This window comes from Streptomyces sp. NPDC002004 (genome assembly GCF_053593975.1).
In genome coordinates this window covers 229,078-251,008 of the sequence record NZ_JBSFDP010000006.1, presented here as the reverse complement: position 1 = coordinate 251,008, position 21,931 = coordinate 229,078, and the positions used below count along the sequence as shown (strand labels likewise).

General features: G+C 70.6%; 21 protein-coding genes. 9 read left to right on the top strand and 12 right to left on the bottom strand.

Annotation, left to right across the window (positions count from 1 at the left end):
* Positions 1-18: 18 nt before the first annotated feature.
* The 3 genes from ACWCP6_RS13220 to ACWCP6_RS13210 all read right to left on the bottom strand — a co-directional run bounded on the left by ACWCP6_RS13220 (position 19) and on the right by ACWCP6_RS13210 (position 2,082).
* Complete coding sequence (locus ACWCP6_RS13220) at positions 19-1,152, bottom strand: RNA polymerase sigma factor SigF (RefSeq protein WP_450932498.1); 1,134 nt, start codon at positions 1,150-1,152, stop codon at positions 19-21.
* The gene (locus tag ACWCP6_RS13215; protein ID WP_450932497.1) at positions 1,149-1,562 is read right to left on the bottom strand and encodes an anti-sigma regulatory factor; all 414 of its coding nucleotides are present in this window, start codon (positions 1,560-1,562) and stop codon (positions 1,149-1,151) included. Before ACWCP6_RS13215 ends, ACWCP6_RS13220 begins: the two co-directional genes overlap by 4 nt.
* A gap of 259 nt (positions 1,563-1,821) precedes the next feature.
* The gene (locus ACWCP6_RS13210; RefSeq protein ID WP_450932496.1) at positions 1,822-2,082 is read right to left on the bottom strand and encodes a UBP-type zinc finger domain-containing protein; all 261 of its coding nucleotides are present in this window, start codon (positions 2,080-2,082) and stop codon (positions 1,822-1,824) included.
* Between the two features lie 66 nt (positions 2,083-2,148).
* Here ACWCP6_RS13210 and ACWCP6_RS13205 point away from each other — a divergent pair, with 66 nt between their 5' ends.
* Positions 2,149-3,747 (top strand): Na+/H+ antiporter, encoded by a 1,599-nt coding sequence (locus ACWCP6_RS13205; protein WP_450932495.1) that lies wholly within the window; start codon positions 2,149-2,151, stop codon positions 3,745-3,747.
* 4 nt (positions 3,748-3,751) lie between these two features.
* Here the strand turns inward: ACWCP6_RS13205 and ACWCP6_RS13200 are convergent, their stop codons facing one another.
* Both ACWCP6_RS13200 and ACWCP6_RS13195 read right to left on the bottom strand, forming a co-directional pair.
* Entirely contained in the window at positions 3,752-4,681 is a 930-nt protein-coding gene (locus ACWCP6_RS13200; RefSeq protein ID WP_450932578.1) for a 1-aminocyclopropane-1-carboxylate deaminase/D-cysteine desulfhydrase, read from the bottom strand.
* Between the two features lie 223 nt (positions 4,682-4,904).
* Positions 4,905-5,495 (bottom strand): N-acetylmuramoyl-L-alanine amidase, encoded by a 591-nt coding sequence (locus tag ACWCP6_RS13195; protein ID WP_450932494.1) that lies wholly within the window; start codon positions 5,493-5,495, stop codon positions 4,905-4,907.
* A gap of 329 nt (positions 5,496-5,824) precedes the next feature.
* On the opposite strand from ACWCP6_RS13195, the gene ACWCP6_RS13190 reads away from it, so the two are divergent.
* The 4 genes from ACWCP6_RS13190 (at position 5,825) to ACWCP6_RS13175 (ending at position 10,035) form a co-directional block, all read left to right on the top strand.
* Complete coding sequence (locus ACWCP6_RS13190; RefSeq protein WP_450932493.1) at positions 5,825-7,231, top strand: family 2B encapsulin nanocompartment shell protein; 1,407 nt, start codon at positions 5,825-5,827, stop codon at positions 7,229-7,231.
* 124 nt (positions 7,232-7,355) lie between these two features.
* The gene (locus tag ACWCP6_RS13185) at positions 7,356-8,507 is read left to right on the top strand and encodes a family 2 encapsulin nanocompartment cargo protein polyprenyl transferase (RefSeq protein WP_450932492.1); all 1,152 of its coding nucleotides are present in this window, start codon (positions 7,356-7,358) and stop codon (positions 8,505-8,507) included.
* Positions 8,508-8,736: 229 nt separating this feature from the next.
* Positions 8,737-9,351: a GNAT family N-acetyltransferase gene (locus ACWCP6_RS13180; RefSeq protein ID WP_450932491.1), complete on the top strand. Its 615-nt coding sequence runs from the start codon at positions 8,737-8,739 to the stop codon at positions 9,349-9,351.
* A 333-nt stretch (positions 9,352-9,684) separates the two neighbouring features.
* Complete coding sequence (locus tag ACWCP6_RS13175; protein ID WP_450932577.1) at positions 9,685-10,035, top strand: DUF952 domain-containing protein; 351 nt, start codon at positions 9,685-9,687, stop codon at positions 10,033-10,035.
* 12 nt (positions 10,036-10,047) lie between these two features.
* On the opposite strand, the gene ACWCP6_RS13170 is transcribed toward ACWCP6_RS13175, so the two are convergent.
* From ACWCP6_RS13170 to sodN, 3 genes are all read right to left on the bottom strand, one after another.
* A complete protein-coding gene (locus tag ACWCP6_RS13170) occupies positions 10,048-12,741 on the bottom strand; it encodes a hypothetical protein (RefSeq protein ID WP_450932490.1) in 2,694 nt (897 codons plus the stop codon).
* 147 nt (positions 12,742-12,888) lie between these two features.
* Positions 12,889-13,302: a hypothetical protein gene (locus tag ACWCP6_RS13165; RefSeq protein WP_450932489.1), complete on the bottom strand. Its 414-nt coding sequence runs from the start codon at positions 13,300-13,302 to the stop codon at positions 12,889-12,891.
* Between the two features lie 296 nt (positions 13,303-13,598).
* The gene (sodN, locus tag ACWCP6_RS13160; protein WP_020136639.1) at positions 13,599-13,994 is read right to left on the bottom strand and encodes a superoxide dismutase, Ni; all 396 of its coding nucleotides are present in this window, start codon (positions 13,992-13,994) and stop codon (positions 13,599-13,601) included.
* A 225-nt stretch (positions 13,995-14,219) separates the two neighbouring features.
* Here sodN and sodX point away from each other — a divergent pair, with 225 nt between their 5' ends.
* Positions 14,220-14,651, top strand: coding sequence for a nickel-type superoxide dismutase maturation protease (gene sodX, locus ACWCP6_RS13155; protein ID WP_450932488.1), 432 nt, complete (start codon positions 14,220-14,222; stop codon positions 14,649-14,651).
* Here the strand turns inward: sodX and ACWCP6_RS13150 are convergent.
* Entirely contained in the window at positions 14,555-15,184 is a 630-nt protein-coding gene (locus ACWCP6_RS13150) for a CGNR zinc finger domain-containing protein (RefSeq protein ID WP_450932487.1), read from the bottom strand. The two genes, sodX and ACWCP6_RS13150, sit on opposite strands and share 97 nt — an antisense overlap.
* A gap of 116 nt (positions 15,185-15,300) precedes the next feature.
* On the opposite strand from ACWCP6_RS13150, the gene ACWCP6_RS13145 reads away from it, so the two are divergent.
* Positions 15,301-16,074 (top strand): class I SAM-dependent methyltransferase, encoded by a 774-nt coding sequence (locus ACWCP6_RS13145; RefSeq protein WP_450932486.1) that lies wholly within the window; start codon positions 15,301-15,303, stop codon positions 16,072-16,074.
* 135 nt (positions 16,075-16,209) lie between these two features.
* Here ACWCP6_RS13145 and ACWCP6_RS13140 read toward each other — a convergent pair whose 3' ends face one another.
* From ACWCP6_RS13140 to ACWCP6_RS13130, 3 genes are read right to left on the bottom strand one after another with little or no spacing between them, the layout of a single operon-like run.
* Positions 16,210-16,971, bottom strand: coding sequence for an amino acid ABC transporter ATP-binding protein (locus tag ACWCP6_RS13140; RefSeq protein ID WP_450932485.1), 762 nt, complete (start codon positions 16,969-16,971; stop codon positions 16,210-16,212).
* Entirely contained in the window at positions 16,968-17,918 is a 951-nt protein-coding gene (locus ACWCP6_RS13135; protein ID WP_450932484.1) for an amino acid ABC transporter permease, read from the bottom strand. The genes ACWCP6_RS13140 and ACWCP6_RS13135 overlap by 4 nt, the downstream gene beginning before the upstream one ends.
* 52 nt (positions 17,919-17,970) lie before the next feature.
* Positions 17,971-18,927, bottom strand: coding sequence for an ABC transporter substrate-binding protein (locus ACWCP6_RS13130; protein WP_450932483.1), 957 nt, complete (start codon positions 18,925-18,927; stop codon positions 17,971-17,973).
* A gap of 553 nt (positions 18,928-19,480) precedes the next feature.
* On the opposite strand from ACWCP6_RS13130, the gene ACWCP6_RS13125 reads away from it, so the two are divergent.
* Both ACWCP6_RS13125 and ACWCP6_RS13120 read left to right on the top strand, forming a co-directional pair.
* Positions 19,481-20,704 carry an NAD(P)-dependent malic enzyme gene (locus ACWCP6_RS13125; protein ID WP_450932482.1) on the top strand — a complete coding sequence of 408 codons (1,224 nt, stop codon included), beginning with the start codon at positions 19,481-19,483 and terminating at the stop codon, positions 20,702-20,704.
* Positions 20,705-20,881: 177 nt separating this feature from the next.
* Positions 20,882-21,844 (top strand): zinc-binding dehydrogenase, encoded by a 963-nt coding sequence (locus tag ACWCP6_RS13120; RefSeq protein WP_450932481.1) that lies wholly within the window; start codon positions 20,882-20,884, stop codon positions 21,842-21,844.
* The last annotated feature ends 87 nt before the right edge of the window (positions 21,845-21,931 follow it).

Sequence of the window (21,931 nt, the reverse complement as noted above, 5' to 3'; positions counted from 1 at the left end):
GCCGGCGGGTCCTTGCGGCTACTCCTCGACGAGGAGCTTCTCCCGCAGCTGGGCCAGGGTTCGCGCCAGCAGCCGGGACACGTGCATCTGGGAGATGCCGACCTCCTGGGCGATCTGGGACTGGGTCATGTTGCCGAAGAAGCGCAGCAGCAGGATCCGCTTCTCCCGGGGCGGCAGATCCTCCAGCAGGGGCTTCAGGGACTCGCGGTACTCGACGCCCTCCAGGGCCTCGTCCTCGGCGCCGAGGGTGTCCGCGACCGCGGGGGACTCGTCGTCCGTGTCGGGGACGTCCAGCGACAGCGTGGAGTAGGCGTTGGCCGACTCCAGGCCCTCCAGGACCTCCTCCTCTGAGATCGCCAGCTTTTCGGCCAGTTCGTGCACCGTGGGGGAGCGGCCGTGCTGCTGGGACAGCTCGGCCGTGGCCGTGGTGAGCGCGAGGCGCAGCTCCTGAAGGCGCCGCGGCACCCGCACCGCCCAGCCCTTGTCCCGGAAGTGCCGCTTGATCTCCCCGACGACCGTCGGCGTCGCATACGTGGAGAACTCCACGCCGCGCTCCGGGTCGAACCGGTCGACGGACTTGATCAGGCCGATCGTGGCCACCTGGGTGAGGTCGTCCAACGGCTCCCCGCGATTGCGGAAGCGGCGGGCCAGGTGCTCTACGAGCGGCAGGTGCATCCGGACGAGCTGGTTGCGCAGCTCCGCGTACTCGGGCGTGCCCGTGGGCAGCTTGCGCAGCTCCAGGAACATCGCCCGCGCGCCACTGCGGTCCTGGGGGTCGTGCTGGACGTGCTGCACCCGCTGCACCTGCGGGGAGGGCTGCGCGTCCGGCACGCCCTGCACGCCCGGCCCGTCGTGTCGCTCGTGCTCGCTCATGTATCCCGCCCTCCCCCAGCCACCGCTGGGAGGTACCCCCGTCCCGCCGCCCACACCGGAGAGCGCGCCGCGCTCGTCCCGGTCGACCGGCTCTGCCTGCTCCGACGCATCCACCGCACCCCAGGACTCGTCCTCCGGGTGTGGCCGGGCCTGCTGCTCGGGGATGCCGCCAGGAGTGCGCCCCGCCTCGCCGCGGCCGTCGGTGCCGTCGGCGGGGAGACGCTGTGTGCTGCGGTTGCCGCGCTCTTCGTCTCGCACCGGCCCGTCCCCGTTCCTCACGCCGGCCCGGGTCCCGCGCCGCGCTGTTTGTAGAGGCTGATCGACACGGTGTTGTCCTCGTCGACATGCGAGTCGACCTTGCCGGCGAGGGCGGACAGCACCGTCCAGGCGAAGGTGTCCCGCTCGGGCGCACGGCCGTCGGTGGTCGGGGCCGAGACCGTCACGTCGAGCGAGTCGTCCACCAGGCGGAACACACAGCTCAGCACCGAGCCGGGCACGGCCTGCTGGAGCAGGATCGCGCAGGCCTCGTCGACCGCGATGCGGAGGTCCTCGATCTCGTCGAGGGTGAAGTCCAGACGAGCAGCGAGGCCGGCCGTCGCCGTCCGCAGCACCGACAGGTAGGCACCCGCAGCCGGCAGCCGGACTTCCACGAAGTCCTGGGTCCCGGGCTCTCCTGCGATTGGGGACACCCTCACCTCCAAGGTGGTACAAGCTAATTCGGGGCCCGGAGTCGACCCCCGGGGAACGCGATGCGTGGTTCAGCCGTGACGCTATCGCGCCGTGAACTTCCCTGTCCCGGGGACCCCGCCCCCTGCTGTCACTCATAGTAAGTCTACGGGTACGGACAGTGGCTAGAGGTCTGCGGGCCCAATTGGGAAGTGGGCGCGCCGGGTTGACGTACCCATGCTCACGGCGATCGAACCGTCACGGGCGCACCACGCGATCCGGCTACACGAGCAGGTTGTCCGTGAAACACCACCGCCAGCTCTGGCCCGGTTCCAACGTGCGCATCACCGGGTGCCCGGTGTCCTTGAAGTGCTCCGCCGCATGGCGCAGCGGCGACGAGTCGCAGCACCCCACATGACCGCACTCCATGCACATCCGCAACTGCACCGGATGGGTGCCCGCCGCCAGACACCCGAGGCACGTCTCGCTGAGCGGTGCGGGATCGGGGTGCGGCAGCGCCGTGACGTGCGAGCACTCGTTCATGATGGCCAGGTTACGACGACAGCTGGGTAACGAGGCGTGCACGCGGAGCGAGGAGGGGTTGCAGTGATGGATGCTCTGCCACTGGTGGCACTGGTCGCGGCGAGCGCCGCGGTGGCGGGGGCGGCGCGCCGCAGCCCCGTTCCCGCGCCACTGCTGCTGGTCGCGGTCGGTCTGATCGCGTCGTCCCTGCCGGGGGTCCCGCACTACACCCTCGACCCGCACATCGTGCTGCCGCTGGTCCTGCCGCCGCTGCTGCACACCTCGGCGCTCGAGAGCTCCTATCTGGACCTGCGGTCCAACATCCGCCCGGTCGCGCTGCTCTCCGTGGGGTACGTCCTGTTCGCGACCGTCGTCGTCGGCTGGCTGACCTATCTGGTCGTCCCGGACCTGCCGCTCACCGCGGCCCTGGTGCTGGGTGCCGTGATCGCGCCGCCCGACGCGGTCGCCGCGACCGCGATCGCCCGCAAGGTCGGTCTGCCGGCCCGCCTCACCACGATCCTCCAGGGCGAGTCCCTGCTGAACGACGCGACCGCGATCACCGCCTACAAGGTCGCCCTGGCCGCCGCGATCGGCGAGGGCATCGGCTGGGCGGGCGGGATCCGCGAATTCCTGATCGCGTCGATCGGGGGCGTCGTCGTCGGACTGGTGCTCATGGTGCCGATCCACTGGCTGCGCACCCACCTGAAGGAGGCGCTGCTGCAGAACACGCTGTCGCTGCTCATCCCGTTCGGCGCGTACGCCGCCGCCGAACAGGTCGGGGCCTCCGGGGTGCTCGCCGTCGTGGTCGTCGCCCTCTACATCGGACATCGCAACTGGCAGGTCGACTTCGAGACCCGCCTCCAGGAGGCGGCCGTGTGGCGCATGGTCGCCTTCATCCTGGAGTCGTCCGTGTTCGCGCTGATCGGGCTGCAACTGCCCGTCGTGCTGCGCGGGCTGGGCCGGTACGCGGGCGCCGAGACGGTCGGCTACGCCCTGCTGGTCTTCGTCTTCGTCGTGGTCACCCGGTTCGTGTGGACCTACCCGGCGACGTACCTCCCACGGTGGCTGTCGCCGAAGATCAGGGAGCGGGAGTCGGAAACCGACTGGCGCAGCCCGCTCGTGGTCGGCTGGGCCGGTATGCGGGGCGTGGTGTCGCTGGCCATCGCCTTCGCCATCCCGTTCGGCACGCTGCACGGCAAGCCGTTCCCGGCGCGTGACCTGGTGCTCTTCCTGACCTTCACGACCGTGATCGGCACGCTGGTGGTGCAGGGGCTCACCCTGCCCGGCCTGATCCGGCTCCTGAGACTGCCCGGCCGCGACACCCAGGCCGAGACCCTCGCCGAGGCGCAGGCGCAGAACGCCGCGTCCCAGGCGGCCGAGGGACGGCTCGACGAACTCCTCCAGGACGAGCGCAACAGCCTCCCGGAGCCCCTCGTCGACCGCCTCCGCACGATCATGGAGCGCCGCCGCAACGCCGTCTGGGAGCGCCTCGGCCAGGGCAACCCGATCACCGGGGAGTCGGCCGACGACACCTACCGGCGCCTGGCCCGCGAGATGATCGACACCGAGCGCGCGGTGTTCGTCCGCTGGCGCGACGAGCGGCGGATCGACGACGAGCTGATGCGGACCCTGCTGCGCAGGCTTGACCTGGAGGAGGCGGCGGCCTACCGCGAGGAGACGCCGTAGGCCGTCATCCGGGGCTGCGGGACGCCCGGCCGGGCCCCGACGACGGGGCGTGCCGGGCCGTGGGGTCCGGCTGCCCCGTGATGACGGCCGCCAGCCGGGTGCCGCGCGCGAAGGCGCCCTCGTCGGCCAGGGCGACAAGGGCCTTCAGCAGCTTGGCGACATAGAGACGTTCCACGGCGAGACCGTGGCGGTGCTCGAAGTCGTCGGCGAACGCATGGAGTTCCGGCGTCGTCCGTGCGTAGCCCCCGCAGTGGAAGCGGTCGTCCAGCCACCAGTCGCCGCGCGGGCCGCCGAACGCGCGCACCTGGAGGGCGCGTATCTCCGCGCCGAGGAAGCCGCCCCCCACCACCGGGACGCCCAGGGCGCGCTGCCCCGGCGTCAGCCCGGCGGCGAGGCCGGCCAGTGTGCCGCCCGTGCCGCAGGCGACGGCGACCACGTCCGCGTCCCCGTGCAGCTCCTCGCCCAGCGCCGCACAGCCGCGCACGGCGAGCGCGTTGCTGCCGCCCTCCGGCACCACCCAGGCGTCCTCGGCGCCGGTGTCCCGCAGGATGCGGGCCAGTACGTCCGGCTCGCCCTTGCGGCGATACGTCGACCTGTCGACGAAGTGCAGCCGCATGCCGTCGGCCGCGCACCGGGCGAGCGACGGGTTGAGCGGCCGGCCGGCCAGCTCCTGGCCGCGCACCACCCCGGTCGTCGGGATGCCCAGCAGGCGCCCGGCCGCCGCGGTGGCCCGCAGGTGATTGGAGTAGGCGCCCCCGAAGGTCAGCACCGGACGTCCGGCCGCGGCCGCCAGGTTCGGGGCGAGCTTGCGCCACTTGTTCCCGATCAGCTCCGGGTGGATCAGATCGTCGCGCTTGAGCAGCAGCCGTACCCCGTGCCGCGCGAAACGCTCGTCCTCGACGGCCGTCAACAGGGACGGCAGCCGGGGTCCCATGGCGGCGACGTCGGGGGCCTCGGGAGCCTCGTGCGGGTCGCGCGCGTGCGCTATGTCCGGTTCGCTCACACGTCCATTGTCCGGGGCGTCCCGACGCTCCTCGCCCGGGGCGCCCCCGGAAGGGCGTACGGCACGTCCGGGCCGCGCCCGGGGGCGTACGGCATGTCGGCGGGCCGTCCCGAGGGCTTCCGGCGCCGGGTCCCGTGCGGAAGGCGGCTCCGGACTACTTCAGACGCTCGTGGATGCGCCCGCGCAGCCAGTCCATCGTGAAGCCGCGCGGGTCGACCTTGCCCGGCTGCCACTCCAGATGGCCGATGACCGAGCGCTCCGTCCAGCCGTGATGGCGGCAGACCGCGGCCGCGGCCTTCTCCACGGCCGCCAGCTGGGCGTCGGGCCACGGGTCCGCGCCGTCGCCCAGGTTCTCGCACTCGAAGCCGTAGAAGTGGCGGTTGCCGTCGGTGTTCGCCTCGTCGTCCGGGGGGAGCCGCTTCTCCGCGATCACGGCGCGCAGCACGTCGTCGTCGCCGAGCCCGGCGTGATTGGCGCGTCCGTAGCCGACGAGGTGCACCCGCCCGTCCTTGGTGATCACGCCGTGGCACAGCGGGCCGGGCAGTCCTTCGCGGCCGTCGCGGCACAGCTCCACCGTCCGCTCGCTGCCCGAGGTCGCGGTGTGGTGGACGACCACACCGTGCACCGGCCCCCAGGGGCCCTGGCCGTTGCGGTTGTGATGGGCCCAGTCGCCGACCTCGACGACGGTCAGCCCCTCGTCCCGCAGGGCGTCCAGAAAACTCTCCGCGGACATGGGTGGGGCCATGACCGCCTCCTTCGCGATGGGGGTGCCCCCGGGCCGCAGGGCACCGGGGGCACGGACGGCCGCCGGTCGCGGCCGCCTCGTACAGCCTGCTTGTACCGCAACCCCGCCGCGCCGACCACGGTGTTCGGACGGCGTGCGAGCCGATCCGGACAGGGGGCGCGTGCCGTGGCCGCACCGCTCGGACCGTGCGCCTCCCTGCCCCGTCGAACCGCGCGGCCTCTGCCCCGTCCGCGGTGATCCATTCCCGCTCTTTTGTGTAATGGCCCGGGCACAGTCCGTACTGGAAGGCTTCTCCTCGCAGGTCAGTGCATGATCGGGAGGGCATTTACATGTCGGTAGGCGAAGAAGTCCGCGCAGAGCAGCCCCAGTCGCAGAAGAGTCTCGGCACCTCGGCGGCGCGGAATCTGGCCACCACCACCAAGTCCGCACCTCAGATGCAGGAGATCAGCTCTCGCTGGCTGCTGCGGATGCTGCCCTGGGTGGATGTGCAGGGCGGTACGTACCGGGTGAACCGCCGGCTGAGCTACTCCGTGGGGGACGGCCGCGTCACCTTCGTGAAGACCGGTGACGAGGTGCAGGTCATCCCCGATGAGCTGCGCGAGTTGCCGGTGCTGCGCTCGTTCGAGGACCAGGAGGTGCTGCAGGAGCTGGCCCGGCGCTGCCGCCAGCGGGAGGTCGAGCCAGGAGCCGTGCTCGCCCGCTTCGGCAGCCAGACGGACGAGGTGTTCCTGCTCGCGCACGGCCGGGTCGAGAAGATCGGCACCGGGCCATACGGCGACGACGCGGTCCTCGGGGTCCTCGCCGACGGCGCGTACTTCGGCGAGCAGGCCATCGCCGACCCGGACGCCCTGTGGGAGTACACGGCCCGCGCCGCCACGGCGTGCACCCTTCTCACGCTGCCCCGGCGGGACTTCGAGCTGATCGCGGAGCGCTCGGAATCGCTGCAGGCCCATCTGGCGGCGCAGCGGTCCCTGCCGGAGCAGCGGGCCAACAAGTACGGCGAGAAGGAGATCGACCTGTCCGCCGGACACGTCGGCGAGGCCGAACTGCCCGGCACCTTCGTGGACTACGAGGCACATCCGCGCGAGTACGAGCTGAGCGTCGCCCAGACCGTGCTGCGCATCCACTCGCGTGTCGCCGATCTCTACAACCAGCCGATGAACCAGACGGAACAGCAGCTGCGGCTCACCGTCGAGGCGCTGAAGGAGCGCCAGGAGCACGAACTCATCAACAACCGCGAGTTCGGCCTGCTCAACAACTGCGAGTACGACCAGCGGATCCAGCCGCACGACGGCGTCCCCGGCCCGGACGACATGGACGAGCTGCTCAGCAGGCGCCGCGGCTCGAAACTGTTCCTCGCCCACCCGCGTGCCATCGCCGCGTTCGGCCGCGAGTGCAACAAGCGCGGACTGGTGCCCGAGAGCATCGACGTCGCGGGGAACCGCATCCCCACCTGGCGCGGGGTGCCGATCTTCCCGTGCAACAAGATCCCGGTCTCCGAGGCCCGGACCACCTCGATCATCTGCATGCGTACCGGCGAGGACGAGCAGGGCGTCGTCGGCCTCCACCAGACAGGCCTGCCGGACGAGATCGAACCGAGCCTGTCCGTCCGCTTCATGGGGATCAACGAGCAGGCGATCATCTCCTACCTGGTGACGACGTACTACTCGGCGGCGGTCCTCGTACCCGACGCGCTCGGCGTGCTGGAGAACGTCGAGATCGGCCGCTGGAGGTGACCTGCGGCACCGCGCACGTCGGGTTCCCGCCCACAGGGGCGGGAACACCGGCGGGGCGCGCGTCCGGCGGCCGCGGGCCGGCCGCCGGCCACCGGCTCTCCGAGACCGATCCGAGGGGGAGTTCATGACGGAGACGCAGGCAGGCCTGCTCGGACGGCAGGGCACCGGCGGCGCCCGCTCCCGGCGCATGCCCGACGGACCCGCCGGACGGCGGGACCCCGCCGGCGGAAGCGCCGCGGCCGAGAGCGCCGCAACGGCCGACGGGCAGGAGGCGTTCGCGATCCTGGACCGGGCGCGGGCGTCGGTCGACCCGGCGCTGCGCCAGGCCGTCGAGTCGCTGCCCGGTGCCATGCGGCGGGTCGCGCGGTACCACTTCGGCTGGGAGCGCGCGGACGGCACCCCGGCGGCCGGCAGTGCGGGCAAGGCCATCCGGCCGGCCCTCGTGCTGACGGCGGTCCGGGCCCTCGGCGGGCGGCCCGAGAGCGCCGTACGGGCCGCCGCCGCGGTGGAGCTGACCCACAACTTCACCCTGCTGCACGACGACGTCATGGACCGGGACACCACACGCCGGCACCGCCCGACCGTGTGGACCGTCTTCGGCGACGCCGCGGCCATCCTCACCGGGGACGCGCTGCAGGCCCTCGCCCAGCGGCTGCTCGCCGAGGACCCGCACCCCGCGGCACCGGCGGCCGCCGCGCGGCTCGCGGACTGCGTCATGGAGCTGTGCGAGGGGCAGCAGACGGACTCCGCACTGGAACGGCGTGCGCCGCACGAGGTCACACTCGCGGAGTGCCTGGCCATGGCGGAGGCCAAGACCGGTGCGCTGCTGGGCTGCGCCTGCGCCCTGGGCGGGCTGTACGCGGGCGCGGGGGACGAGGAGGTGGCGGCGCTCGACGCGTTCGGCCGGGAGGCCGGACTCGCCTTCCAGCTGATCGACGACGTGATCGGAATCTGGGGGGACCCGCGCCGCACCGGCAAACCGGCCGGTGCCGACCTCCTGGCCCGCAAGAAGTCGCTCCCCGTGGTGGCCGCGCTCACCTCCGGCGCCCCGGAGGCGGCCGAACTGGCCGAGCTCTACGCCGGCCCGCCCGCCGACGGGGAGCCGGCGCGCACGGTGCAGGCCGTCGAGCGGGCGGGCGGCCGGGACTGGGCGCAGCTCCAGGCGGGCGACCGGATGGCCTGCGCGGTCCAGCAGCTGTCCCGGGTCGTTCCGGACCCGGAGGCGGCGGGCGGCCTGCTGGCCCTGGCGGAGTTCGTGACGCGGCGCAGCAACTGACCAACGGACGAACGGGCCGGTGAACGGCCATCGAGCGGCGACCGGACGCCGCGGACAGGAGGGAGCGGACGAGGAGAAGCGGAGCGCAGAGGGGACGACACGGGCTCCGTACGCCGACCCGAACCGGTCGGTGTACGGAGCCCGCCCCCGTATCCGAACGCGCGTCGCATAGGCTGCAACTTCCAGGCCGGTGGGACCGGTTGAGGATGGCGAAGGGGCGGACGGGACGATGGGCGTGTCGATCCGGAGGGCCGGCGGGGACGACCGGGAGGCCGTCGCACGGCTGCTGGACGAGGTGTTCCGCCACGACCCGGTGAGCAGTTGGGTCTTCCCCGACGAGGACCACCGCCGACGCAGGCACGGCGCGCTGATGGGCGCCTTCCTCGACATCGCGCTGACCGAGGGCCATGTCGACGTCACCGAGGACGGCGCGGCGGCGGCCCTGTGGCTGACCGTCCCCGGGGGCGAGCCGGGCGGGGACCACGAGGCCGACGACGCCCCGGCACAGCTGCGTGCCGCCGTCGACCCGGACAACGAACGGGTCGAGCTGGTCGGCCGGCTGACCTCGGCGGCCCATCCCACGGGCCGCGCCCATGCGTATCTGATGCTGATCGCCGTGGACGGCGGTCGCCAGGGCCAGGGGGTCGGTGGCGCGCTCATCGGCTCGGTGCTCGACCGCTGCGACGACGACGGACTGCCCGCCTACCTCGAGGCGAGCAACCCCCGCAGCCGCCGCCTCTACGAACGGCTCGGCTTCGTCTTCACGGGAACCACCGTCGACCTCCCCGACGGTCCGCCCATGTGGCCGATGTGGCGCGAACCGCAGCCGCGCGCGAAGCGCTGAGGCCGGGTCCACGGCACCGGCTGCTCGTACCCGCGTACCCGGCGAGCTCGGGCGTTCCTGCGGCAGAGCGCGCTCACCCGCACCCCCCGGGCCTATCCTGAGGACATGGTCGGCGAAGACCACGGGACCCTGCCGCGTCGCGGCCCGCGGGACGGGTACACGTGCCCGGTCTGCGGGCAGCCCGTGGGGACGGTGGTGCGGCGCCACAAGACCCTGGGCGCCTTCGTTCCCGAGTGGCGGCCCGCACCCTGTGAGAACCCCGGCTGCCCGGCCTCCGAGGACCGGCCCCCACGGTCGGCGGAGCGCGCCCCCGCGGCCGGTTACCGTGGCGGCATGCCCGACTTCCTGCTCCACATCACCGAGCGCGCCCTGTGGGACGCGGCCCGCGCCTCGGGGACGTACGAGATCTCGACCCGCGGCCGCACCCTCCAGGAGGAGGGCTTCATCCACTGCTCCACGCGGGAGCAACTCCCGCGGGTGGCGGCCTTCCTGTACGGCACCTACGAGGGCCCCGACGAGCTGGTCGTCCTCGTCGTCGATCCCCACCGGCTCAGGGTGCCCGTCAGGTACGAGGCGCCGGAGCCGGGCGGTGAGGAGTTCCCGCACGTCTACGGGCCGATCCCCGTGGACGCCGTGACGGCCGTGGAGCCCTGGCCGAGGGATCAGGCCGGTACGGCCCCGTAGTTCGCCGGGACCCTAGTCGGTGTCGAACTGTTCTTCCCACAGGGCGAAGCTCTCCGGCTGCATGCCGAAGGCGCTGTACTCCTTCAGTGCCGCATCGATCTGCGGAGGCAGGGACGACATCAACCCGAGGTCGCAGACCAGGCGCCACCCCGTGTCGCGTGCCTTCCGTTGAGCGGGAGTCAATGCATCCGGGCTCAAGCGGACCTTGAGGAGATGCCGTCCGGTGCTGATGCCGCGGTGCGTGAAGCCGTGCAACGCGATCTCCTCGACGTTCCTCCACTCGAACCGGGCGGAATACCGGTACGACCGGCACTCCAGGGTGTCGCGGTTCAGGCGCAGATCGACGACGTAGGGCGGCATGGCCCACGTGATCGAGGTCAGCAGGGCCGCTGCGAGCAGTAGTCCAGGTCCAATGGCCCAGAAGAGCCCGCCGAACATCGAGCAGACCAGGGTCATGATGACCGCTGAGGTGACGCCCCGCTTCAGCGGCGCAAGGTTGGTCTTGCGCACGCGCAACCGGAAAGCGATGCCCGCATCGCTGGTGTGTGTGATCGCGTCGGGAGGCAGCGAGACCTGCCCCGCCGCCCGCTGCCGCCGTCTCACGCCGTAGGAGGTGGTTTCCGCCAGCCGCTCCTGCAGACGGATGTTCCGGAACTGATAGACGCCGCCGATCTGCCGCAGGACGCCCTGCCGGTGCGCGTCGGTCAGAAAACGCAGCAAGGCCCATGGAGCCCTGCCGGTCAGCGCCAGACTCGTCCGACCGAGCAGCCACCGGCTCCAGGGACTGATGAGCACGAGCAACACGGAGGCGCCGAGCCACGCCGCGATTCCGGCGGACACCGCATACGCGCCGGAGAACGTCAGATGTGTGACACCGACGCCGAGTCCCGCGACCGGTCCGATGACGGCGACCCCGAGCAGTACGGCCGCATGCTCGCTCCGCATGAGGATCCGCGGTGTCGTCGCTTCGTCACCGGGGTCGGTCGGCGCCGCGTAGATCACGGCGAGTACGACGCAGAGGATCGGACAGAGCACGCCGCAGATGATGACGGGCAGGGGATCGCCGGCGTGATAGAGCACGGTGAACAGACTCACCACGAAGGCGGGGACCGCGAAGAACAACGCCGCGAGCATGCCTTTCCGGTCGGTGGACCCGACAGCCGAGCGCAGCGCCGCACCTGGTCGTAGGAGGTTGACGCGCTGCCGGGGCTCGCCGAACCGGAGGTCGGTGAACCAGGCGCGGACCGCCAGTTGGGCCCCCATGCCGATCAGCACCCCCGACCCGTACGCCGCCGTGTTCAAGAGCCCGCCCACGGCGCCCGGTCCACCGGAGATCCGCCAGATCACCTGGCCGGCCAGGACCGATACCTGGAGTGCCACATACCCCACCAGCCCGAGCAGGGGCAGCGCGGCCACGCGTGCCGGCGCCGTTGCCTCATGCAGCCGCCACCACGCCAGATTCGGTGTCCCGGCCCGGGCGAGATGGTCGGCCAGCGCTTCGGCGTACCTCTGTGCCCGGGCCGCCTGCCAGCGACGCGGAGGCTCCCAGCGGTCGTCGGACGGGATCGCGTCGTCGAACGCGGCGGGGATGAACCGGTCCAGCAAATGATCTTCAATGGCCTGCCGGGTGGGAAACACCGCCGGATCGGCGAGCTCGGACGGTTCGGTCGCCGGGTCCGCATAGACGGTCCGGGTGAGCCAGAGCATCAGCGGCGTCGACAGGGCCAGTGCCGCGGGGCCGGTCGGTGCGGCCCGCATCCGGTCGAAGAGCGGTTGCCATCGCGGTCGATGGCGTGGCGGCGTACTGCTGCCCAGGTAGAAGACCGCGTCGCCGGCATCGACCGGTTGTGCCTCGAGTAATGCGGTCGACCTGAGCATGACATCCCGGGCCGGACCTTCGAACGCCTCGGTCCGCGAGGTGAGGATCAGTGGCCTGCCGTCGTAGAGCGCCCGGTTCAGTGCGTGCAGGGCCGAGGCCCGGCGCGAGGGCGGCATCTCGTCCAGACCGTCCACCACCGGCAGCACCACGGATCCGGCGCGCTTCCACAGTTCGGCGGCCGGATGGCGCCCCGAGATGCGCGGAAGCCCGGGGTAGTCCGCCGCGAGCCGGCGCATGAACCACGCGTCGAACGTCTCGTGCTCCGGATCCCACGACGCGATGGACATGGGCACCGGCACCGGCACGTGCTGCGCGGTCCGCCGCTGCTCACCGCCGCCCGACGGCACAAGACGGTGCTTCAGCAACTCCAGGGTGAGCAGGATGGCCAGCGCGGTCTTCCCCGACCCGGGACCACCCAGGATGACAAGCCGTCGCTGCGGCAGGTTCAGGAACCCCTGGACCATGTCAGCGGCTTGATCGCCGCGAGCGGCATCGGTGGTGTCGGCGAATGTCGCGCGTCGAGCCCACTGCAGGCGTGGCTTCCACCGTACTGCCAGCGTCGGCCGGTCGCCCCCGATGTCCCAGACCTTGGCTTCCTCGCGCCACTGCCGGAACACCGTCTCGGCCAGTGCCCGCGTCGCCGTCTCTTCCGGTGTCTCGGCCGGCGGGATATGGAAGTGGATGTCGCCGTAGTTGTCCCGGAACTGAACCACGATGTCGGCGCTGCCGTTGAAGACGTTGTGGAAACCGCCTCCGAAATCGTCGTCGGCCGGCCCCCGCTCGGTCATCGGCCCCCCATAGGTCGCCTCCGCCTCGATGGGATACATCGTATAGACGGAGGCCCTGCAGGGGCACGGATTTCAACAGCGTGGCCAGGACGCGCGGTTGAGATGCTGTCAGCAGTGGACTCGGACGCTCCGGGCTGCGCGCGGGCGGTGACCGCTTCGCCGTGGCGCGAGGGCTCAACCGCGGTGTTACGGGGACCCGAACGTCATGTCGCCGTTGAAGTCGCGGCCCTGGACGAGAGTGGTGACCGTGCCGCTGTTGGTGTTGTGCACGGACGACGTGTCATGCGTACTCGCGTCCGCCATCGTGCTGCGCAGGCCGTGGACGAGTTCGATCAGGGCAGGACGTTCGGCCAGGGCGGCGGCGAGATAGCCGGCCCAGTACGCCCGCAGCAGGGCCTGGTCGTCGCCCGCAGCGCCGGTGGTCAGATCGGCGGACTGAGCGTGAGCGGCGTCCAGGCGCTGTTCGATCACGGCCTGCGGTTCCCGGGTCTGCCGGCTCCAGCGACGGGCCAGGGCGGTGCGTACGTGTGTCCAGCCGTCCGTCAGGATCGCCGTCACCAGGGACTGTGCGCCGGGCAGGATCACCGTCATCGGGTCCATGAGCCAATCACGCACCTCTGGAAGCGAGTTGTGGACCGTGGAGCCACTGTGGTCAAGGCAGCCATGGACCGTGTCGGAGCCTGCCCAGCGTGCCTGCGCCGCGCCGAGCCTGTCAACGACGCGGCCGCTGTGCATCAAGCACGGCCCGTCCCGGCGGATTTACGCCCATCTGCGGCCGGGCGAAGAAGACCGCACCCGGCCCGTCATGGACGCCGTGCTCGGCGGCCTGCGGACCGGGTGCGGACAGGGAGACACTGCAGGTAGAGAAATTGCAGGTCAGAGGGTCTGATCCAAGATCAGGCCTTCTTGGTCTCCCAGAAGATCTTGTCGATCTGGGCGATGTAGTCCAGGGCCTTCTGGCCGGTCGCCGGGTCCGTCGAGGCCTTGGCGGCCGAGAGCGCCTTGAGCGTGTCGTTGACCAGCTGGTGCAGCTCCGGGTACTTCTCGAAGTGCGGAGGCTTGAAGTAGTCGCTCCACAGCACCGACACGTGGTGCTTGGCGAGCTCGGCGCGCTGCTCCTTGATGACGGTGGCGCGAGCCTGGAAGTGCGGGTCGTCGTTGGCGGCCATCTTCTCCTGCACGGCCTTCACCGACTCCGCCTCGATGCGGGCCTGGGCCGGGTCGTACACGCCACAGGGCAGGTCGCAGTGGGCACTGACCTTGACCTTGGGGGCAAACAGGCGGGAGAGCATGAAGCTGTCCTTCCTCGTGATCGTCTTCTCAGGTGGGACATTACTCCGTACAGGAGCGGATTTCGCGAGGGGCCCCAGGGGCTTAGGTCAAAAGTCCAGGGCCACACTGGGACGTGTGGAGGATCGAACCGGGAGGGTTCGGATGCCGGAGTCAGTCGGAGACCGGGGGTTCAGGCCGCCGACGCCTGGACGGAGGAGTGCCCATGCCTGAGCGGGGGAGGCCCGATGCCTGAGATCGCGGAGGGCCACGGGGCCCGGGCGCCCTTCGGGATCGCCGAGGTGGAGGGGCCCTCCATGGTGCCCACGCTGTACCAGGGCGACCAGCTTCTGGTGCGGTACGGAGCGCGGGTGCGGCCGGGCCATGTGGTGGTGCTGCGCCACCCGCTCCAGCAGAACCTGCTCATCGTCAAGCGGGCGGTGGAGCGCCGCGAGGCCGGCTGGTGGGTCCTCGCGGACAATCCCGGTGCGGGCGCGGACAGCACGGAGTACGGCGCGGTGCCCGACGAGTTCGTCATCGGCCGGGTCCTCGGCCGCTACCGGCCGCGCGAGGCGCGCGACGGTCAGCGGCCGGCGGCCGGCGTGGTCTCCTGGGCCTTCTCCGCCGTGCGCCCTGTACTCGCCGACCGGTCGGCCTCCAAGCGCTTGCGCGCGCGGTAGGCCGCCACATTGGCGCGGGTCGCGCAGCGGTCGGAGCAGTAGCGGCGGGACCGGTTCGTCGAGGTGTCGAGGTAGGCGTTGCGGCAGGGTGCCGCCTCGCACAGGCCGAGCCGGTCCACGCCGTACTCGGTCAGGTGGAAGGCCAGGCCCATCGCGGCGATCGCCGCGTATCCCGCGGTGGCGTTCGACGGGTGGTCCGCCAGGTGCATGTGCCACAGCGGCCGGTCGTCGTCGTCGCGGTGGTCGTGCCCGGAGATCTGCGGGCTCACCGGGAACTCCAGCAGAAGCGAGTTCAGCAGGTCCACGGCCAGGGTCTCGTCGCCGGAGTCCGCCGCCTCGAACACCCCCCGCAGACGGGCCCGCACGGAGCGGAAGCGGGTCACGTCGGCGTCCGTGGCCCGCCGCGCCGCCGACTGGTTGACGCCGAACAGATCGCGCACCGCCTCCACCGAGGTGAGCGCGTCCTTGCCCCGGCCCGGCTCCTCGCTGTTGACCAGGCGTACGGCGTAGTCCGAGTAATAGGCCAGTTCCACTTGTAGTCCTTACGGGGGGCGGTCTATCGTGCTTCGGGAGTGAGTAATAGATGCGTGCGGTTCAAGGGTATTACCTTTCCGCGCGCTCGACGGATGGGCGTACGGGAGGGCACCTCATGACCGACATCGCAGCCGGAGCCGCGGCCGCATCCGACTGGCGGGCCTGGCAGGACAGCTGGGACCGCCAGCAGGAGTGGTACCTCCCGGACCGCGAGGAGCGGTTCCGGGTCATGCTGGACATGGTCGAGGCGCTGGTGGGTCCGGAGCCCCGGGTGCTGGATCTCGCATGCGGTACAGGGAGTATTACGGACCGTCTCCTCAAAAGGTTCCCCAACGCCGTCAGTACGGGTGTCGACCTCGACCCGGCCCTGCTCACCATCGCCGAGGGCACGTTCGCCGGAGACGGCCGCGTCACGTTCGTGACCGCGGACCTCAAGGACCCGGACTGGACCGACGCACTGCCGTACGACACATACGACGCCGTCCTCACCGCCACCGCCCTGCACTGGCTGCACAGCGGACCCCTCGCCGCGCTGTACGGCCGGATCGCCGGACTCGTCCGGGAGGGCGGTGTGTTCATGAACGCCGACCACATGCCCGACGAGGGCACCCCCCGGATCAACGCCGCGGACCGAACCCGACGCCACACCCGCATGGACCGCGCCAAGGCCGCCGGTGCCCTCGACTGGGCCGACTGGTGGGCCCTCGCCGCCGAGGACCCGGTCCTCTCGGGGCCCACCGCACGGCGCTTCGAGATCTACGGCGAGCACGCCGACGGCGACACCCCCTCCGCCGAGTGGCATGCGCGCGTGCTGTGCGAGAAGGGCTTCGCGGAGGCCCGGGCGGTCTGGCGCTCGCCCTCCGACGCCCTCGTCCTCGCTCTCAAGTAGTCACCACGGCCGCCCTGTTCCCCGTCACCCGCCACCGGGCCGGGGCGGCAGCGGCCGCGGTGGCAGGCCGCCGGGGATGACGACAGGGGCGGTACGGATGCTCTCCGTACCGCCCCTGTCGTCGTGCGAACGCGCCTACAGCACCTTGGACAGGAAGGACTGGGTGCGTTCGTGCTGGGGGTTGGTGAGGACGTCCCGCGGGTTGCCGGACTCGACGACCACGCCGCCGTCCATGAACACGAGGCTGTCGCCCACTTCGCGGGCGAAGCCCATCTCGTGGGTGACGACCACCATGGTCATGCCGGATTCGGCGAGGTCGCGCATGACGTCGAGTACGTCGCCCACGAGCTCGGGGTCGAGGGCGCTGGTGGGCTCGTCGAAGAGCATCAGCTTCGGGTCCATGGCCAGCGCGCGGGCGATCGCGACGCGCTGCTGCTGGCCGCCGGAGAGCTGGGACGGGTAGTTGCCGGCCCGGTCGGCCAGGCCGACCCGCTCCAGCAGCTGCATGGCCCGTTCCTTCGCCTCGCCCTTGCCCTTGCCCTTGACCTGGACGGGGGCCTCCATGACGTTCTCGACTGCCGTCATGTGCGGGAAGAGGTTGAAGCGCTGGAAGACCATGCCGATGTCGCGGCGCTTCATGGCGACCTCACGGTCGCGCAGCTCGTAGAGCTTGTCGCCGTGCTGCCGGTAGCCGACGAGGTCGCCGTCGACGTACAGGCGCCCCGCGTTGATCTTCTCCAGGTGGTTGATGCAGCGCAGGAACGTGGACTTGCCGGAGCCGGACGGGCCGATCAGGCAGAACACCTCGCCGGTGTTGACCGTCAGGTCGATGCCCTTGAGGACCTCGATGGCGCCGAAGGACTTGTGGACGCCCTCGGCCTTGACCATGGCAGTCATGCTGCGACCCCCGGGCGGTTCGAAAGGGACAGGAGCGTGGCCTTGACCTTCTGCAGCGGTGTGGGCGGCAGGGCGCGGCTGGAGCCGCGGGCGTAGTAACGCTCGATGTAGTACTGACCGACGCTGAGGATCGACGTCATGATCAGGTACCAGGCGGCGGCGAGGAACAGCATCTCGACCGGGGCGCCGGAGGTCTGTCCGATGTCCTGGGCGTAGCGCAGCAGTTCGTAGTACTGCACCGCGGAGACCAGCGAGGTCGTCTTCAGCATGTTGATGACCTCGTTGCCCGTGGGGGGCACGATGACGCGCATGGCCTGCGGGATGATGATGCGGCGCAGCGTCCTGCCGTGGCTCATGCCCAGGGCGTGGGCTGCCTCGGTCTGTCCCTCGTCGACGGAGAGCAGGCCGGCGCGGCAGATCTCCGCCATGTAGGCGGCCTCGTTCAGACCCAGGCCCAGCAGCGCCGTCAGGAACGGCGTCATGAAGCTGGACCAGTAGTCCTTGTAGATGGGGCCGAGGTTGATGTACTCGAAGACCAGGCCGAGGTTGAACCAGACGAACAGCTGGACCAGGACCGGGGTGCCGCGGAAGAACCAGATGTAGAACCACGCGATGGACGAGGTGACCGGGTTCTTCGACAGGCGCATCACCGCGAGCAGGATGCCGCCGGCGACACCGATGACCATGGACAGCACGGTCAGCAGCAGGGTCTGGCCGACGCCCTTGAGGATGCGGTCGTCGAAGAAGTAGTCGGGGACCGCTCCCCAGTTGATCTTGCCCTGGGCGAACGCGTACACGATCGCGACCAGGAGCCCGATCGCGATCAGGGCGGAGACGTACCGACCGTAGTGACGGACCGGAATGGCCTTGATGGCCTCGGGACCCGCAGGTGGGGGCGGCGGCACGTCCTCGGGGCCGCCGCCCGTCTTCTCGATGTCAACGGACACGGGTGTTGCCTTTGCCTTTCAACGGCTTGATACGAACGGAAGCGGTTCGCGGTCACTTGCCGCCGTTGATCGTGGCCTGCTTCACGGAGCCCGCCTTGACGCCCCACTTGGCGATGATCTTGTCGTATTCGCCGTTCTTGATGATGGCGTTGAGCGCCGCCTGCAGGGCGTCGCGCAGCTGGGTGTTGCCCTTGGCGACGGCGATGCCGTACGGGGCGGCCTCGACCTGGTCGCCGACGATCTCGAAGTCCTTGCCGCCGCCCGAGGTCTTCACCGCGTACGCGGCGACCGGGAAGTCGGAGGAGCCGGCGTTGGCGCCACCGGAGCGGAGGCGGGTCTGGGCCTGCTGGTCCGTGTCGTAGGACTCGATGGAGAGCTTCTTGCCGGAGGGGCACTTCTTCGCCTGGGCCTTGGCGAGGTCCTCGGAGACGGTGCCGCGCTGGACGACGATCTTCTTGCCGCACAGGTCGGTCCAGGACGTGATGCCCTGGGTCTTGCCCTTGGGCGTGTAGATGGAGACGCCCGCGTTGAAGTAGTCGACGAAGTCGACGCCCTCGCCGACCTTCTTGCCGGTGTCCGCGTCGACGCCGTTCTGACGGTCCTTGGTGTCCGTCATCGCGGACATCGCGATGTCGTAGCGCTTGGAGCGCAGACCCGTGATGAGGGTGTCGAAGGTGCCGTTCTGGAAGTCGAACTTCACGCCGAGCTGCTTGCCCATGGCGGTCGCGAGGTCGGGGTCGATGCCGGCGACCTTGCCCGACTTGTCGTTGAACTCGACGGGCGCGTAGGCGATGTCCGAACCGACCCGGATGACGCCCTTGTCGCGGATCTCCTTGGGCAGCTTGTCGGCCAGCGGGGCGGACGACACGGAGCCGCTGTTGTCCTTGTTCTTGGTCTGGTCACCACAGCCGGTCAGCATCAGCGATCCGGCGACCGCGATCGCGCCGACGGCGATGACCCGGGACTTCGTGGACTTCGCGATCGGGCGACGGGTGGAGCTTGCGGTCATCGTTGGTTCCTCCGGCTGGTGAGGGAGTTGCCGCGGGTCGCTGGGCACACACCATCGAGTGTCGCGACCTCGTGTGGTTACGGCATCCTGCCATTCGGACCGTGAGATTCAGGGGGCCAGCTATGTCAAAATCGGATAACGGGTGACCCCCGAACCCGCCCAGGCCGGTACAACCCGGCCGGACCAGGCAGGATCTTCTGCGGAGTTATCTCCTTTCGGCCGGAAGATCTTCGGCGCGTCTCAGAATGCGGGCGTAAAGGTCCGTACCTGTTTGCCGCATGAGAGTGAAACCGGCGAGTTGTTAACCGCCCGGTAACTTGTACAGATTTTCAGCTATGAGTCACGTCACCGCGCCGTTATGGACTCGTCCGTGACCGTGTTCGTCGGGTAAGAAGGTTCCTTACACCCCTCATCCGGGGCTCAGGGCGCGTGTGCGGCGCGCCCGTCACGTATGGCTCCGTACGTATCAATCATCAGGCCATACGTGGTGCCCGCCCACCCCTCAACCAGGTGTGGTCACCCTCAACCATTAAGATTTAAGGGGTAAAGACAAGTGGCAGCGGAGATCGTCAATCCTCGCAGCGACAGCAATACGGCTCACGAAGGAGACGGGGAGCCCCTCGATTCCTTCGATCCGGCTTTCGCGCTGCACCGCGGAGGCAAGATGGCCGTCAAGGCCACCGTGCCGATCCGCGACAAGGACGACCTGTCCCTCGCCTACACGCCCGGCGTCGCCCGGGTGTGCAGTGCCATTGCCGAGCAGCCCGAACTGGTCCACGACTACACGTGGAAATCGCAGGTCGTCGCCGTCGTCACGGACGGGACCGCGGTGCTCGGGCTCGGCGACATCGGCCCGGAGGCCTCCCTTCCGGTGATGGAGGGCAAGGCCATTCTCTTCAAGCAGTTCGGTGGCGTCGACGCGGTTCCGATCGCGCTCGCGACGACCGACGCGGACGAGATCGTCGACACCGTGGTGCGGCTCGCCCCCTCTTTCGGCGGAGTCAACCTCGAGGACATCTCGGCCCCGCGCTGCTTCGAGATCGAGCGCAAGCTCCAGGAGCGGCTCGACATCCCGGTCTTCCATGACGACCAGCACGGCACCGCCGTCGTCACCCTTGCGGCCCTGCGGAACGCCGCGAAGCTGACCGGACGGACCCTGGGCGACCTGCGGGCCGTCATCTCCGGCGCGGGTGCGGCCGGCGTCGCCATCGCCAAGTTCCTGCTGGAGGCGGGGATCGGGGATGTCGCGGTCGCCGACCGCAAGGGCGTCGTGAGCCGGGACCGCCAGGACCTCACCGAGGTCAAGCGGGAGCTGGCCGAGATCACCAACCGGGCCGGGCTCACCGGGTCGCTGGAGTCCGCCCTCGAGGGCGCCGACGTCTTCATCGGCGTCTCCGGCGGTACGGTCCCGGAGGCCGCCGTCGCCTCCATGGCCAAGGACGCGTTCGTGTTCGCGATGGCCAACCCGGACCCCGAGGTGCACCCGGACGTCGCCCACAAGTACGCGGCCGTCGTCGCCACCGGGCGCTCGGACTTCCCGAACCAGATCAACAACGTGCTGGCGTTCCCCGGCATCTTCGCCGGTGCGCTCCAGGTGCGGGCCTCCCGGATCACCGAGGGGATGAAGATCGCCGCGGCGGACGCGCTCGCCGATGTCGTCGGTGACCAGCTCGCCGCGGACTACGTCATTCCGTCGCCGTTCGACGAGCGGGTGGCGCCGGCCGTCACGGCCGCGGTCGCCGCCGCCGCCCGGGCCGAGGGAGTGGCCCGGCGCTGACGCGCCCAGCTCCCGAGGAGGCCTCGCCGACCGGCGGGGCCTCCTTGCTGTTGGTGCAGGGTCGGTGGTCGGGCGGGTCCGTGCGGGGGCGCCCGTCCGTGTCCGGTTCGGGGCGCGGCGCGTGTCACACGCCGGTGGCGTTCCGTCCGCCGGTGGGCGGCGCCTATCGTCAAGGTCATGTTCGCTGCCTACGCCGCCCGAATTGACCGTGACCAGCCGTTGAACGGCCTCGAGTTGGGGGAGCGGCCGGCCCCCGAGGCGAGGCCGGGCTGGACGACCGTGACCGTCAAGGCCGCCTCGCTGAACCACCACGACCTCTGGTCCCTGCGCGGGGTCGGGCTCTCCGAGGACAAGCTGCCGATGATCCTCGGCTGTGACGCCGCCGGAATCGACGAGGACGGCAACGAGGTCGTCCTGCACTCCGTCATCGGCCAGACCGGCCACGGTGTCGGTCCGCGCGAGGGCCGGTCCATCCTCACCGAGAAGTACCAGGGCACGTTCGCCGAGCAGGTCTCGGTCCCGAGCTGGAACGTCCTGCCGAAGCCGCCCGAGCTCTCCTTCGAGGAGGCCGCCTGCCTCCCGACCGCCTGGCTCACCGCCTACCGCATGCTCTTCACCAACGCGGGGGTGCGCCCCGGTGACTCGGTCCTCGTCCAGGGCGCCGGCGGCGGCGTCGCCACGGCGGCGATCGCTCTCGGCAAGGCGGCCGGCCTCCGGGTCTTCGCCACCAGCCGCGACGAGGCCAAGCGCAAGCGGGCCCTGGAGCTCGGTGCCGTCGAGGCGCTGGAGTCCGGTGCCCGTCTGCCGCAGCGCGTCGACGCCGTCATCGAGACCGTCGGTGCGGCCACCTGGTCGCACTCCGTCAAGTCCCTGCGGCCCGGCGGCACCCTGGTGATCTCCGGCGCGACCAGCGGCGACCGCCCCTCGCACGCCGAACTCACCCGCATCTTCTTCCTGGAGCTCAAGATCGTCGGCTCGACCATGGGTTCCAAGGACGAGCTGGAGGACCTGCTCTCCTTCTGTGCCGCGACGGGAATCCGTCCCGTCATCGACGAGGTCCTTCCGCTGGACCGGGCCCGGGAGGGCTTCGAGCGCCTGGCGCAGGGCGACCAGTTCGGCAAGATCGTGCTGACCGCCTGAGAGCCACTCCTCCCGGCACCGCCTCGCCCACCACCCCATCCTGTCAACTCTGGTTGACAGGCTGGGCGTGTCAACCTACATTGACAT

What these genes read in the sequence shown, in the direction of transcription:
- ACWCP6_RS13165 (WP_450932489.1), bottom strand. Translation starts at nt 13,302, where the DNA reads ATGGACCCGATGACGGTGATCCTGCCCGGCGCACAGTCCCTGGTGACG.
- sodX (WP_450932488.1), top strand. Translation starts at nt 14,220, where the DNA reads ATGCCTGAGATCGCGGAGGGCCACGGGGCCCGGGCGCCCTTCGGGATC.
- ACWCP6_RS13200 (WP_450932578.1), bottom strand. Translation starts at nt 4,681, where the DNA reads ATGGGACCCCGGCTGCCGTCCCTGTTGACGGCCGTCGAGGACGAGCGT.
- ACWCP6_RS13195 (WP_450932494.1), bottom strand. Translation starts at nt 5,495, where the DNA reads ATGGCCCCACCCATGTCCGCGGAGAGTTTTCTGGACGCCCTGCGGGAC.
- ACWCP6_RS13180 (WP_450932491.1), top strand. Translation starts at nt 8,737, where the DNA reads ATGGGCGTGTCGATCCGGAGGGCCGGCGGGGACGACCGGGAGGCCGTC.
- ACWCP6_RS13185 (WP_450932492.1), top strand. Translation starts at nt 7,356, where the DNA reads ATGACGGAGACGCAGGCAGGCCTGCTCGGACGGCAGGGCACCGGCGGC.
- ACWCP6_RS13205 (WP_450932495.1), top strand. Translation starts at nt 2,149, where the DNA reads ATGGATGCTCTGCCACTGGTGGCACTGGTCGCGGCGAGCGCCGCGGTG.
- ACWCP6_RS13140 (WP_450932485.1), bottom strand. Translation starts at nt 16,971, where the DNA reads ATGACTGCCATGGTCAAGGCCGAGGGCGTCCACAAGTCCTTCGGCGCC.
- ACWCP6_RS13130 (WP_450932483.1), bottom strand. Translation starts at nt 18,927, where the DNA reads ATGACCGCAAGCTCCACCCGTCGCCCGATCGCGAAGTCCACGAAGTCC.
- ACWCP6_RS13190 (WP_450932493.1), top strand. Translation starts at nt 5,825, where the DNA reads ATGTCGGTAGGCGAAGAAGTCCGCGCAGAGCAGCCCCAGTCGCAGAAG.
- sodN (WP_020136639.1), bottom strand. Translation starts at nt 13,994, where the DNA reads ATGCTCTCCCGCCTGTTTGCCCCCAAGGTCAAGGTCAGTGCCCACTGC.
- ACWCP6_RS13175 (WP_450932577.1), top strand. Translation starts at nt 9,685, where the DNA reads ATGCCCGACTTCCTGCTCCACATCACCGAGCGCGCCCTGTGGGACGCG.
- ACWCP6_RS13120 (WP_450932481.1), top strand. Translation starts at nt 20,882, where the DNA reads ATGTTCGCTGCCTACGCCGCCCGAATTGACCGTGACCAGCCGTTGAAC.
- ACWCP6_RS13145 (WP_450932486.1), top strand. Translation starts at nt 15,301, where the DNA reads ATGACCGACATCGCAGCCGGAGCCGCGGCCGCATCCGACTGGCGGGCC.
- ACWCP6_RS13210 (WP_450932496.1), bottom strand. Translation starts at nt 2,082, where the DNA reads ATGAACGAGTGCTCGCACGTCACGGCGCTGCCGCACCCCGATCCCGCA.
- ACWCP6_RS13170 (WP_450932490.1), bottom strand. Translation starts at nt 12,741, where the DNA reads ATGTATCCCATCGAGGCGGAGGCGACCTATGGGGGGCCGATGACCGAG.